Source organism: Plantactinospora sp. CNZ321 (assembly GCF_004217235.1).
In genome coordinates, this window is record NZ_SHKQ01000001.1 from 6,263,135 (window position 1) to 6,275,695 (window position 12,561).

Consider the following 12,561-nt stretch of genomic DNA (forward strand, 5'->3'; position numbering starts at 1 on the left):
TTGCCTTCAGGTGGTGATGAGGTCCCTCGCGTCCTGACAGAATTGGCGAACAGCGGGCGTACGCCGGTAGGGGGTCAAGGTGCCCACCAGGTTGCGCACGTGCTTGATGCACCGTGCGGAGGTGACCTGGCCGGTCAGCGTCCCAACCGCCTGGTCCCCGAGGGCAAGCGCCTTGTCCAGATCGGGCTGGCTCTGCCGAACGTACGTGGTGGCGAGTAGGGCGTTCCGCAGCGCCCCCTCACGGGTGTACTCGTTGCCTTGCATGCGCAACGCTGTGCGTAGGTGCTCTCGGGCGTGTGACCAGTCTTCGAGCTTGACGTAGCAGTAGCCGGCTTGCGCGTGGGCCTGCGCTTGGTTGATCCAGTAGGACCAGTCCGGGTCGCCGTGGTCTGGTCGGTTGCCCGTGAGCCGGCCAAAGGCGCTGTCGATCGCGCGGTGGGCGTTGACGGCCGACCCCTCGTTGGCGTACGCCTCAGCCGCTCGTAGGTCGAGAATCGCCGACACCTTCGGGCTCGCGCCCGGGTAGCCGGCTCGCGCGGTTTCAGCGAGGGTCACGGCTTGCCGGAGCTGACCAAGGTCCTTGGCCTGGCAGGACATGAAGCCGAGAATGTTTGCGCCGAGTCCACGATCGCCTGCCGCGTTCGCCTGGTAGAGACCGGCGATATCCAGAATCGTTGTGCCTGACTGTGTTGGCCGCCATCGAAGGCGAGCCAGCCTGCGAGGCGTAGTAGCTCACCGGCCGTGGCGTGCAGGCGCCGGCCGACCGGGTCGGTGTAACGGCGGTTGCGCAACACGTCAATCACGCTGCTCAAGTGCTGGCGGACCAGGCCCAGGGTTTGACCGCTGCCGAGATGGTCGTCCATGCGTCGGAGGCTGGCTGTCACGGCGTCCATGTGATCGACGACCTCGCCGGAGAGCGGACGACCGGCGGTAGACGCGACGCTCTCGGGAGGCTGAGCGAGCATCCACTCGTGCGCTGGTGACGTCAGTGCGGAACCGAGCAGGGTGAGGAACATCCGCCGGTGCAACATGCCTTCAGACTCGCTGACGACATCAGCCGCCTGCAAGGCCCCCGCCGATGACCAGGGCAGATCCAGGCCCGCAGAGGCCGGCGCAGATTCGAATCCGTCGTCGGGCCAGCCTAGTTCGTCAAGCGTGATCGTCCGCTGCAACTGCTCGGACAACAGCGCAGTCGTCAGAGACGGCCAAGGACTGCGGGGCACGTCGCCTTTCTTCCACTTGTATGGCGTCTTGGGGTGCAGCCGTTCGGCGCGGCCATGCCGTTCGGCGGACTCGTTGAGTCGCCTGGCGAGTTGTTCGGGTTGCCAGCCCACCTCGGCCAGCAGACGGGTGATCGAGTCTCCGCTGGTTGGCACCTTCCCCGATCCTTCATGCGTAGCGGCAACTCATACGCACAGTATCGGACTCACCGATGAGCTGGGGTCCCCCGCACTGATCCGCACCGATAGGCACCGCGCGCACCTACCCCGCCCGCTGCCCCGCCCGAGGTCAACTGGCCCATGCGAATCAGCAACTGGTTCGAGTCGCAGGAGCGCTGGAGGCGGGGTGCGGCAACGCCCGGCCTCCGGCCTCGCCAGAAGGTGAGAGTGACCGTGGTTCTCCGCATCTTGTTGATCGCGCTCGGCGGCCTGCTCCCGGGCTTCGCGCTCGGACTCCTCGCGTTCCGGGCCAAGTCCCGCTGGTGTCCGCGCTGCGGCGAGTCCACCCACGCCATCCACCGGACCCAGACCCGATGACCACACCGGATCCGCCCGACCGCACCGACCTCCCCATCGGGCGCCGCGTCGCCCAACTCCGTACCCGACTCGGCATGACCCAACAGGTATTCGCCGACCGACTCGGCAGATCGAAGAGCTGGGTCGACAAGATCGAGCGTGGCGTGCGTACCCTCGATCGGCTCTCCGTCATCGAAGCCGTCGCCGCCGTCCTCGGCGTCGACCCGGAAGTCCTACTCCCCCATCCCACCCACCGCGCACCCGCCACCGGCCTCACCGTCGCCATCGAACGCGTCCGCGCCGCACTCGCCTGCTACCCCACCCCCGCCACCACCACCGACGAACCCCAGCAACCCTCGCCGCCGGCACACCTCGACAGCCGGCTAAGGCACGCCTGGGCCGCCTACCGACACGCCCACCACCCACAGGTGATGCGGCTGCTACCCGATCTGCTCACCGACATCCGGCACGCCGAGACGACCGCCGGCACCGAACACACCGCCGATCTTCTGGTACGCGTCTACCGCCTCGCCGCCCAAACCCTGGTCAAGCTCGACGCCGCCGACCTGGCCTGGCTCGCCGCCGATCGGGCGATGGCCGCCACCGGAGGCGACCCACGGCGTACCGCCGTCGCCGCCGTCCCGCTCGCCCAGGCACTACGCGCGCTGGACCGGGGACGGCTCGCGATGGCCGCCACCATCACCGCCGCCCACCGCCTCCTCCCCGCACACTCCCGCGCCACCACACCGAACGATCTCGCCCTGGCGGGCACCCTGCTCGCCGAGGCCGCCATCGCCGCCGCCAGCTGCGCCGACGCCACCGCCGCACACGACCTCGCCAACCGCGCCACCCGACTCGCCACCGCCCTCGGCGACCATCCCCGCCCCGACAACGGCGATCTCGGATTCGGCCCCACCACCGTCGACCTCGCCCGCGCCCTGATCGCCACCGAACTCGGCGACAGTCAGCAGGCCATCGCCACCCACCAGCACGCCACCGCCAGCGGCGCCTGGAACCGGCTACCCGCCGAACACCGGGCAGCTCACCTGATCGACATCGTCCGCGCCCACCTCGACGCCGGCGACCCGCAGGCAGCCGGACGCGCCCTCGTCACCGCCGACCGCATCGCCCCGGCCGAGACCCGTACCCGCCCCACCGCCCGCGCCGCGCTGACCGCCGTACTCCGCACCGGCCCCACCCCCGCCGACGTCACCCGACTCGCCGCCACCGTCGGCCTGACCCGACGGTGACCGCAGCACGCCACGACACCCACCAGCTCTTCACCGTCATCGGAAGCACCTGACCCAACGTGCGAACCGACCCGGGCATCGGCATCAGCGCAGGTCGTACCGGTCGAGGTTCATCACCCGGTCCCACGCCGACACGAAGTCCCGCACGAACTTCTCGTCCGCGTCGGAGCTCGCGTAGACCTCCGCGTTGGCCCGGAGCTGGGAGTGCGCGCCGAAGACGAGGTCGACGGCGGTGCCGGTCCACCTGATCTCGCCGGTGGACCGGTCCCGGCCCTCGTAGACGTTCTCCGCCGACTCGGCGACCTTCCATTCCGTACGCATGTCGAGCAGGTTGACGAAGAAGTCGTTCGTGAGCGTCCCGGGCCGGTCGGTGAAGACGCCGTGCGGTGACTGCCCGGTGTTGGCGTTCAGCACCCGCATCCCACCGACCAGCACCGTCATCTCGGGTGCGCTCAGGTTCAGCATGAACGCCCGGTCCAGCAGCAGGGTCTCCGGCGACAGCTTCTCCCCGGCCCGCAGGTAGTTGCGGAACCCGTCGGCCTTCGGTTCGAGCACGCCGAACGTCTCCACGTCGGTCTGCTCCTGTGCCGCGTCCGTCCGGCCGGGCGTGAACGGGACCGTGATGTGGTGGCCGGCGTTCCTGGCCGCCTGCTCGACGGCCGCGCACCCGGCCAGCACGATCAGGTCGGCCAGCGACACCTTCCGGCCGCCGGACTGTGCCCCGTTGAAGTCCTGCTGGATCCGTTCGAGTGCCGCCAGCACGCCTGCCAGCTCGGCCGGGTCGTTGACCTCCCAGTCCTTCTGCGGGGCGAGGCGGACGCGGGCCCCGTTGGCCCCACCCCGCTTGTCGGTGGCGCGGAAGCTGGCCGCCGAAGCCCAGGCGGTGGCGACCAACTGGGCGACGGAGAGCCCCGACCCGAGGACCGTCTCCTTGAGCGCGGCGATGTCCTCGGCGGTGACCAACTCGTGGTCCACCTCGGGAACCGGATCCTGCCACAGCTGCGGCTCCGGAACCCACGGGCCGAGATACCGCGAGACCGGTCCCATGTCGCGGTGCAACAGCTTGAACCAGGCCTTGGCGAACGCCTCCTCCAGCTGCTCCGGGTGCTGCCAGAACCGCCGGGCGATCGGCTCGTAGCTCGGGTCGACCTTCAGCGCCAGGTCCGAGGTGAGCATCATCGGGGCGTGCCGTTTCGACGGGTCGTGCGCGTCCGGCACGGTGCCGTCCGCCGAGGCGTCCTTCGGCCTCCACTGCTTCGCCCCGGCGGGGCTGGTCGTCAGCTCCCAGTCGTACCCGAAGAGGTTCTCCAGGTAGTTGTTGTCCCACCGGGTCGGCTCGGTGGTCCAGGCGCCCTCCAACCCGCTGGTCAGCGTGTCGGGGCCCCTGCCGGTGCCGTAGGAGTTCTTCCAGCCGAGACCCTGCTGCTCGACGGGGGCGGCCTCCGGCTCCGGGCCGAGGTACTGCGGTTCGACGGCGCCGTGCGCCTTGCCGACCGTGTGACCGCCGACGAGCAGCGCCACCGTCTCCTCGTCGTTCATCGCCATCCGGGCGAAGGTCTCCCGGATGTCCCGGGCGGACGCCAGCGCGTCCGGGTGGCCGGCCGGCCCCTCCGGGTTCACATAGATCAGACCCATCTGTACGGCGCCGAGCGGAGCCGTGAGTTCCCGGTCGCCGCTGTAGCGCTCGTCACCGAGCCAGGTGTCCTCCGGACCCCAGAAGATCTCCTCCGGCTCCCAGATGTCCTCGCGCCCGAACCCGAACCCGAAGGTCTTGAACCCCATCGACTCGTACGCGCAGTTTCCGGCGAAGACCAGCAGGTCCGCCCAGGAGAGCTTGCGGCCGTACTTCTGCTTGATCGGCCAGAGCAGCCGGCGGGCCTTGTCCAGGCTCGCATTGTCCGGCCAACTGTTCAGCGGTGCGAACCGCTGCGAACCGCTGCCGCCCCCGCCCCGACCGTCGGCGATCCGGTACGTGCCCGCGGCGTGCCAACTCATCCGAATGAAGAACGGCCCGTAGTGGCCGTAGTCGGCGGGCCACCACTCCTGCGAGGTCGTCATCAGCGCGAAGAGGTCCCGCCTGAGCGCGTCGACGTCGAGTTTCCTGAATTCTTCCCGGTAGTTGAAGTCCTCACCCATCGGGCTGGTCCGGGGCGCATGCTGGTGCAGCACCGAGAGGTCCAACTGGTTCGGCCACCAGTCCCGGTTCGTCCTCGGCCGGGTGGCCTTGACGGTGGGCGCGGGGATTGCCGGGTTTTCACTTTCGCTGACGCTCTCGGTCGCGGCCTTCTTGTCAGACACGTCTGTCCTTCCTGTCTCGGTCTGCTAACTGATTCCCCCTCCCATTGGTTGCTTTGGCCTGGCGCGGTGTCCGTCGGTCCGAGCGACCCTGCCCTACTCGTCCTCGGCTCGTTCCTACTCGTCCTCGGCGAAGACGACGTCCCGGCGCTTGCGGATCGCCGGCAGGATGGCGAGGACGAGCGCCGCCACGGTCACGGCCAGCAGCACCGCGGAGATCGGCCGGGTCACGAAGACCGACGCGTCGCCGCGGGAGATGATCAGCGCCCGCCGCAGGTTCTCTTCGAGCAGCGGTCCGAGGACGAAGCCGAGCAGCAGCGGCGCCGGCTCGCACCCGCACTTGATCAGGACGTAGCCGAGGATCCCGAAGAACACGATCGCGTAGACGTCGTAGGCGTTCAGACTCAGCGAGTACGTGCCGATCGCCGCGAACAGGATGATCATCGGGAACAGCACCTGGTACGGGATGCGCAGCATGCGTACCCAGACACCGATCAGTGGCAGGTTCAGCAGCACGAGCAGCACGTTGCCGATCCACATCGACGCGATCAGTCCCCAGAACAGCGCCGGTTCGTCGGTGATGACGTTCGGGCCGGGAGTGATGCCGTGCACGATGAAGGCGCCGACCATCAGTGCCATCACCGGGTGGGCGGGCAGTCCCAGGGTGAGCAGCGGGATGAACGACGTCTGTGCGGCGGCGTTGTTCGCCGACTCGGGGCCGGCGACGCCTTCGATCGCGCCGCGCCCGAACTCCTGCGGCCGCCCCGACACCCGCTTCTCGACGGCGTACGAGGTGAACGAGGCCAGCACGTGACCCCCGCCGGGCAGTACCCCGAGGGCGGAGCCGAGGCCGGTGCCCCGCAGGATCGGGCCGACGATCCGGCGCCGGTCCTCCGCGGTCGGCCAGAGGTTCTTCACCCTGCCCACCACGGCCGAGCGGGTCTGCTCGTTCTCCAGGTTCCGCAGGATCTCGGCCACCCCGAACATGCCGACGGCGACCGACACGAACTCGATGCCGCCGTACAGTTCGCGCTGGTCGAAGACGAACCGGGGGGTACCGGTGTAGATGTCCTGGCCGACCGTGCCGAGCAGGACGCCGAGGGCGATCATCGCCAGTGCCTTGAGCGCCGAGCCGCGCGCCAGCGCGATCGACACGATCAGGCCGAACAGCACCAGCGAGAAGTACTCGGCCGGGCCGAACCGCAGCGCGACACTGGCCAGCGGCGGGGCGGCGACGGCCAGCGCGACGGTGGCCACCGTACCCGCGAAGAAGGAACCGATCGCGGCGACGGCCAGCGCCGGCCCGGCCCGGCCCTGTTTGGCCATCTCGTGACCGTCGAGCGCGGTGACCGCCGCCGACGACTCACCGGGCAGGTTGATCAGGATGGCCGTGGTCGAGCCGCCGTACTGCGCGCCGTAGTAGATGCCGGCCAACATGATCAGCGCGGTCACCGGCTCGAAGCTGAAGGTGATCGGCAGCAGCATCGCCACCGTCGCCGTCGGCCCGATGCCGGGCAGCACGCCGACCGCCGTCCCGAGCAGTACCCCCAGGAAGCAGTAGAGGACGTTCTGGACCAGGAAGGCGGTCGAGAAGCCCAGCGCCAGGTTTTCTAGAAGTTCCATGCCTCGTTCCGGTGATGTGTCAGAACCGGATGGTGCGTCGGACCCGGATGGTGCGTCAGTGCGTCAGAACTGGAGCCACGGGCCCCACAGCGGGATCCGCAACTGGAGTCCGACGACGAAGATGAGCGTGCTGGCGACGGTCAGCACGGCGGCCACGGCCACCGCCGTCAGCGGCCGGACGCGCCGGCTCGCCAGGGTGGTGAGCAGGGCGGTCACCGCCGAGGTCGGGACGAACCCGAGCCGCCGGACCGTGAGTCCGAAGAACACGACCGCGAGCACGATCGCGGCCAGCGCACGCCAGGGAACCGTCCCGAACGAGGCCACCTCGCCGGCGACGAACCCCTTGACGGCGATCCCCAGCCCCAGGGCGGCCACGATCGCGCCCACCAGCAGCGGAAAGTAGCCGGGGCCCATCCGCAGCAGGGAGCCCAGCTCGTAGCCGCGCGCGCCCACCATGAACGCGGCTCCGATCAGTACGAAGACTCCCCCGGCCAGGATGTCCGGGAGGGAGCGTCGACGCTCCACCTCAGGAGACCCCGACCCCGGCGTCAGCGATGATCTTCGACCAGGTGCCGAGCTGCTCCTCGAGGTGCGCCCGGTGCGCCTGCGGAGTCGCGTCCTCGGCCGGCACCGGGGCGGTGCCGAGTTTGGCCATCTGGTCGATCACTGCCTGGTCGGCCAGGGCCGCCTTCAGCGCCTCGGAGAGCTTCTGGACGATCTCCTCCGGGGTGTCGGCCGGCACGTAGAGGCCGTGCCAGACGCTGACCTGGAGCTGCGGCAGCCCGGCCTCGGCCGTGGTGGGCAGGTCGGGCAAACTCTGCACCCGCTCCGGGGTGGTGACCGCGTACGCCTTCACCTTGCCCGCGGAGATCTGGCCGCTGGTGTTCGTGGTCTGGTCGCACATGAAGTCGACCTGGCCGCCGACGAGGTCGGTCAGCGCGGGACCGGTCCCCTCGTACGGGACCTCCTGGAGCTTGACCCCGGCGGCCTCCTGGAACAGCAGCCCGCACAGGTGGGACGCGGCACCGATGCCGGCGTTGGCCAGGGTGACCTTGTCCGCGTTCGCCTTCACGTGGCTGACCAGGTCCGGCAACGTCGCGGGCGCGAAGTCCTTGCGGGCCACGATCGTCATCGGCACCTCGGTGACGAGCCCGACCGTCTCGAAGTCCTCGACCGGCTTGTAGCCGAGGTTCTTGTACAGGGCGGGTGCGGTGGACATTCCGATGTGGTGCATCAGCACCGTGTAGCCGTCGGGCTCGGCCCGCGCGACCTCGCCGGCGCCGACCGTACCGCCGGCACCCTCGACGTTCTGGATGACGATCTTGCCACCGAGTTGCTTGGCCATCGGGTCGGCGATCATGCGGGTGACGGTGTCCGTCGGGCCGCCCGCGCTGAACGGTACGACGATCGTGATGTTCTGGTCCGGATAGTTCCCGGCGTCGCCTCCACCGCCCGCGCCCCCGTTGTCGGCGCAGGCCGCGACGAGCGAGACGACGCCGATCGCGGCGATCGTCCGCGCAACAGCCCGGTGCCTGGTGGTCGTTCCCATATCGCGGCCTCCTCCGTGCAGCGCGCAACCGTCGGCGGGTACGCGGCCCCAGTCTCGGCCGACATGGCCGCGGATGGTGTCAGAGAAATCCCAAGGAATGCGTCGGATGTCAGAGAAATCCCAAGAACTCGGGAGGGGACGTGAATACCTCCCGGAGTTCGAGGCAGACGCGAGCGTCGATCCGGCCGTACAATCCGCCGGTATGCGGATCACCGTCATCGAGGATGACGACCGCGTGGCGCGCGGTCTGGTGACCGTCCTGGCCCAGGCGGGCTTCGAGGTCCACCGCATCGCCACCGCCGCGGAGGCCGGGCGTGCCGCCTCGTCCGACGTCGTCCTCGTCGACCTGGGCCTGCCCGACGGCGACGGACTCGACGTGATCCGCAGGCTGCGCGACCGGCCGGAGACCGCCGTCATCGCGGTGACCGCCCGGTCCGAGGAGCACGAGCGGGTCCGTGGCCTGCGCGCCGGTGCCGACGACTACATAGTGAAGCCGTTCGGCATCCCCGAACTGCTGGCCCGGATCGACGCCGTGCTGCGGCGCACCCGGGCGGCCCGGGCCATGGGCCACCCCGACGAGCCGCTCGTGCGGGGTCCGCTGCGGATCGGCGTCGGCACCCGCGAGGTCACCGTCGGCGGCACGCCGGTGACGCTCACCCGCAAGGAGTTCGAGCTGATCCTGCTGCTGGCCCGGCGGGCGCCGAACGTGGTCAACCGGGACGCGATACTGGACCAGATCTGGGGCGCCACCTGGGAGTCCTCCAGCCGGACCCTGGACACCCACATCGCGGCGCTGCGGCACAAGCTCGGACCGGAGGTACCCATCCGGACGATCCACGGGGTCGGCTATCGGCTCCTGGCCGACCAGCCGGAGCTGATCGGCTGACCCGCCGTGCACCGTCGCCTGCTCGCCGTCCTGGTGCCCCTCGCAGTGCTGCTCGTCACCGCGCTCGGGGTGCCGCTCGGCATCACCGTCGCCGAGCGGGAGATGCAGGAGACCTACGTCGACCGACTGGGCGACGTCGGCCGGTACGCCTCGCTGGCCGAGACCGCGCTCTCGACCGGGCGTACCGAGGCGCTCCAGCAGGAATTGACGCGCTACCACGAGCTGTACGGCATCCCGGTCGCGGTGATCGACACGTCGGGTACGGTGCTGCTCGGGCCGGCCGGCGCGTACCAGGCGGCGGCGCGCTCCGAGCCGGCGCTGCCCCGGATCGTGACCGCGGCGCTGGCCGGGGCGAGGTCCGAACCGTCCGGGGAATGGGCACCGTGGGACGACTCCGCGCTGGTGGTCGCCGAGCCGGTGGGGCGGGACAGCGAGGTCGTCGGCGCCGTCGTGACGATCTCCGACCTCTCGGCGACCCGCGACCACATCCTGATGCGGTGGGCCCAGCTCGCCGGGCTCGGGCTGCTGCCGATGCTGGCGTTGGTCGCCGTCGCCTGGCCGGTGTCGGCGTGGGTACTGCGACCGGTGCGCGGGCTCGACGCCGCGACCTCGCGGATCTCCCAGGGTGACCTCACGATCCGCGCCGACGCCGAGGCCGGCCCGGTCGAGCTGCGACGGCTGGCGCGGTCGTTCAACACGATGATGGACGCGGTCGAGAACGCCGTACAGCGGCAGCGGGCGTTCGTCTCCGACGCGTCGCACCAGTTGCGCAACCCGCTGACCAGCCTCCGGCTCGCCGTGGAGAGCCTGGAACCGCACCTGCGACCGGACGGCGACGGGCGGCAGGTGTACGACGTCGCCGTCGAAGAGCTGAAGGCGATGCAGCGGCTGCTGAACTCGCTCCAGGCCAGTGCACGGATGGAGAGCATGCGACCGGCGTCGCCGGTGGAGCTGGACCCGGTGCTGGCGACCCGGGTGAACCGGTGGCGTGCGTTGACGTCGACAGCGGGGAAGACGCTGGTGGTCGACGTACCGCCGGGGCTGCGTCTGCTGGAACCGCCGGGTGGGCTGGGCAGCATCCTGGACGAGTTGATCAGCAATGCGTTGCGGCTGTCCGACGCGGAGGTGGTCCAGGTCAGCGCCCGGGTCGTCCCCGGCGGTACCGGCGACGGACCCGGCGACGGCGACGCGACCGGCGGGGTGGTCACGATCGCCGTCCGTGACGACGGTCGGGGCATCGAGGCGTCCGAGCGGGCCAAGGCGCTCCGGAGGTTCTGGCGGTCGCCACGACACCAGAACGTGCCCGGCACCGGTCTGGGACTCGCGATCTGCGCCGACCTGGTCGGGGCGGCCGGCGGCGAGCTTCGGCTGGAGGAGGGCCTGCCGCGCCCGGACGGTTCCGGGCATGGATTCGCCGCGGTGGTCGCGCTGCCGGTCGTACCCCGGGCGACGCCGCCGGCTGCCGCCCCGGCGCCACCGCCGGCATGACCGCGCCGCCGGCATGACCGCACCGCAGGCATGACCGCCACGGCCGGCATGACCGCCACCGACGACATGACCGCACGGCCGGCGTGACCGAGGTCCGGGTTTCGTCGGCGGTCAGCGCTTGTGGTCGCGGAACCAGGCCGCCGCGCCCGGGTGCAGCGGGATCGACGCGGTGGAGATCCCGGTACGCACGTTGATCTGCCACACCTGGGGAAGGGCTTCGGCGTCGCCCCGGCCAGCCGACGTGATCGTGCCGGCGTGCACGAAGACCGTGTCGGTGATGGCGTAGACCAGATCCTCGGGCAGGTCGTCACGGACGAGAAGCACGTTCGGCACGGCGACGGTGCGGGTGGCCTGGACCCCGGCGTAGGCGGTCGCGGTGATCATGGCCGGTGCGTAGGGGCCGGGGTACGCCACGACGAGCCCGCCGGCCTGTTCGTCCAACGGGATCAGCCGGATCGGGCGCCGCTGCGCCAGATCCGTTATGGCGGGTGTCGGTACGCCGGTCAGCGAGAACATCGCGTCGATCTCGCCGTCGCGCAGCGCCGCCGCCGACTCGGCCTGGCTGAGGTACCGGCCCTCGGTGTCCGTCGGCCCGAGATCGAGCACCCGCAGGGACGTGAACTCCGTGCCCGAGTCGCGCGCGCCCAGGGAAACCCGTTTGCCCTCGATCTCCCGGAACTCGTCGATCGTCGAGTCGGCCATCACCACGAGATGCAGGTGACTGTCGTAGAGCCGGCAGATCGCCGAGAGCCCCTCCGGCACCCGGCCGTCGGTGGTGATCACCGCGTCCAGGCTGGACAGCCCGAGCTGCACGTCGCCACCGAGCAGCATCCGGATGTTGTCGGTGGACGCCCCGCTCGGCACGGTGCTCACCGTGGCGCCCGGCACCTGCCGGGTGATGCGTTCGGCCAGCGCAGCGCCGATGCGCCGGTACACCGCCCCCGCCGGGCCGGTGCCCAGGCGCAGGTGGACCTCGTCGACCTCGGGCTGCCGCGAACAACCGGCGAGCAGCCCTCCGGCGGCCAACAGCGCCGCCCGCCGGCTGAGCCGCAGCTCCGGGATCAGCTCCATGCCGAGATGGTACGGACGGAGGCTCTCCCTGGCTGCTCACCGCGGTCGCCCACGGCGTCGTCCGGCTACCGGATCTGCCGCGCCGCCACGTGGAACTCCCGGCGGTACCACAGCAGTGGTTGGGCCGACGCCTGGGTACGCACCTCGACCGGCTCACCGAGCAACAGATCGTGATCACCGGCCAGGATCCGGTCCACCCGCCGGCACCGGAACGCGGCGTGGGCGTCGGCCAGCAGCGGCACCATGGTATCGGCGCAGACGAGGAAGTCCTGCTCGGCGAAGCGGTCTATCCCCCGGGTCGCGAACCGGCGGGCAACGTGCTGATGCTGCTCGCCGAGGAGGTTCACCACGAACCAGGGTGCCTCGGCGAGCACGTCGAGGCAGCTCGACTCGTGCGCCACCCCGACCAGCACGAGGGGCGGGGTCAGCGACACCGACATGACCGAGCTCGCGGTGAACCCCCACCACCGGCCCTCGTGATCCCGCGTCGTCACCACCGCCACGGGTGCGGCCAGGTACGACATCGCCTCCTTGAAGGCGGCGGGATCGAGACCGGCCTGGCCGCTGTACGCCTGCAACCCCACGACCTGCCTCCGTTTCGTGGATTCCGCGGACTTCCCACTTCCCCCGCCCGTGCCCGAGGTGCCCGGACCTGACCTCGGT

General features: G+C 70.5%; 12 protein-coding genes. 4 read left to right on the forward strand and 8 right to left on the reverse strand.

The genetic code is table 11. The annotated features are described in order from the left end of the window. Window positions 1-6: 6 nt before the first annotated feature. Both EV371_RS34675 and EV371_RS34680 read right to left on the reverse strand, forming a co-directional pair. Window positions 7-669 (reverse strand): NsdA family TPR-like regulatory protein, encoded by a 663-nt coding sequence (locus tag EV371_RS34675; protein WP_486484974.1) that lies wholly within the window; start codon window positions 667-669, stop codon window positions 7-9. Next, window positions 552-1,376, reverse strand: a complete 825-nt coding sequence (locus EV371_RS34680; protein WP_486484801.1) for an NsdA family TPR-like regulatory protein — start codon at window positions 1,374-1,376, stop codon at window positions 552-554. The genes EV371_RS34675 and EV371_RS34680 overlap by 118 nt, the downstream gene beginning before the upstream one ends. A 237-nt stretch (window positions 1,377-1,613) precedes the next feature. Here EV371_RS34680 and EV371_RS34685 point away from each other — a divergent pair, with 237 nt between their 5' ends. Beyond that, complete coding sequence (locus EV371_RS34685; RefSeq protein WP_349339745.1) at window positions 1,614-1,757, forward strand: hypothetical protein; 144 nt, start codon at window positions 1,614-1,616, stop codon at window positions 1,755-1,757. Further along, window positions 1,754-2,986 carry a helix-turn-helix domain-containing protein gene (locus EV371_RS27110; RefSeq protein ID WP_130464556.1) on the forward strand — a complete coding sequence of 411 codons (1,233 nt, stop codon included), beginning with the start codon at window positions 1,754-1,756 and terminating at the stop codon, window positions 2,984-2,986. Before EV371_RS34685 ends, EV371_RS27110 begins: the two co-directional genes overlap by 4 nt. 84 nt (window positions 2,987-3,070) lie before the next feature. Here the strand turns inward: EV371_RS27110 and katG are convergent, their stop codons facing one another. The 4 genes from katG to EV371_RS27130 all read right to left on the reverse strand — a co-directional run bounded on the left by katG (window position 3,071) and on the right by EV371_RS27130 (window position 8,453). Next, a complete protein-coding gene (katG, locus tag EV371_RS27115; protein WP_130464557.1) occupies window positions 3,071-5,284 on the reverse strand; it encodes a catalase/peroxidase HPI in 2,214 nt (737 codons plus the stop codon). Window positions 5,285-5,398: 114 nt separating this feature from the next. Next, window positions 5,399-6,904, reverse strand: a complete 1,506-nt coding sequence (locus EV371_RS27120) for a tripartite tricarboxylate transporter permease (RefSeq protein ID WP_130464558.1) — start codon at window positions 6,902-6,904, stop codon at window positions 5,399-5,401. Between the two features lie 63 nt (window positions 6,905-6,967). Next, a complete protein-coding gene (locus tag EV371_RS27125; protein ID WP_207230620.1) occupies window positions 6,968-7,429 on the reverse strand; it encodes a tripartite tricarboxylate transporter TctB family protein in 462 nt (153 codons plus the stop codon). A gap of 1 nt (window position 7,430) precedes the next feature. Continuing rightward, window positions 7,431-8,453, reverse strand: a complete 1,023-nt coding sequence (locus EV371_RS27130) for a tripartite tricarboxylate transporter substrate-binding protein (RefSeq protein WP_130464559.1) — start codon at window positions 8,451-8,453, stop codon at window positions 7,431-7,433. Between the two features lie 202 nt (window positions 8,454-8,655). Here EV371_RS27130 and EV371_RS27135 point away from each other — a divergent pair, with 202 nt between their 5' ends. Both EV371_RS27135 and EV371_RS27140 read left to right on the forward strand, forming a co-directional pair. Then, on the forward strand, window positions 8,656-9,339 hold the full coding sequence (locus EV371_RS27135; protein WP_130464560.1) for a response regulator: 684 nt from the start codon (window positions 8,656-8,658) through the stop codon (window positions 9,337-9,339). Between the two features lie 6 nt (window positions 9,340-9,345). Beyond that, the gene (locus tag EV371_RS27140) at window positions 9,346-10,827 is read left to right on the forward strand and encodes a sensor histidine kinase (RefSeq protein ID WP_130464561.1); all 1,482 of its coding nucleotides are present in this window, start codon (window positions 9,346-9,348) and stop codon (window positions 10,825-10,827) included. Between the two features lie 111 nt (window positions 10,828-10,938). Here EV371_RS27140 and EV371_RS27145 read toward each other — a convergent pair whose 3' ends face one another. Together EV371_RS27145 and EV371_RS27150 are read right to left on the reverse strand one after the other, a co-directional pair. Beyond that, window positions 10,939-11,898: a TAXI family TRAP transporter solute-binding subunit gene (locus EV371_RS27145; RefSeq protein WP_130464562.1), complete on the reverse strand. Its 960-nt coding sequence runs from the start codon at window positions 11,896-11,898 to the stop codon at window positions 10,939-10,941. A gap of 65 nt (window positions 11,899-11,963) precedes the next feature. Further along, window positions 11,964-12,482 (reverse strand): flavin reductase family protein, encoded by a 519-nt coding sequence (locus tag EV371_RS27150; RefSeq protein ID WP_349339752.1) that lies wholly within the window; start codon window positions 12,480-12,482, stop codon window positions 11,964-11,966. Window positions 12,483-12,561 lie beyond the last annotated feature (79 nt).

Bases quoted from the DNA above. Each gene is read 5' to 3' on its own strand.
- EV371_RS27110 (WP_130464556.1), top strand. From the start codon at position 1,754: ATGACCACACCGGATCCGCCCGACCGCACCGACCTCCCCATCGGGCGC.
- EV371_RS27120 (WP_130464558.1), bottom strand. From the start codon at position 6,904: ATGGAACTTCTAGAAAACCTGGCGCTGGGCTTCTCGACCGCCTTCCTG.
- EV371_RS27130 (WP_130464559.1), bottom strand. From the start codon at position 8,453: ATGGGAACGACCACCAGGCACCGGGCTGTTGCGCGGACGATCGCCGCG.
- EV371_RS27135 (WP_130464560.1), top strand. From the start codon at position 8,656: ATGCGGATCACCGTCATCGAGGATGACGACCGCGTGGCGCGCGGTCTG.
- EV371_RS27145 (WP_130464562.1), bottom strand. From the start codon at position 11,898: ATGGAGCTGATCCCGGAGCTGCGGCTCAGCCGGCGGGCGGCGCTGTTG.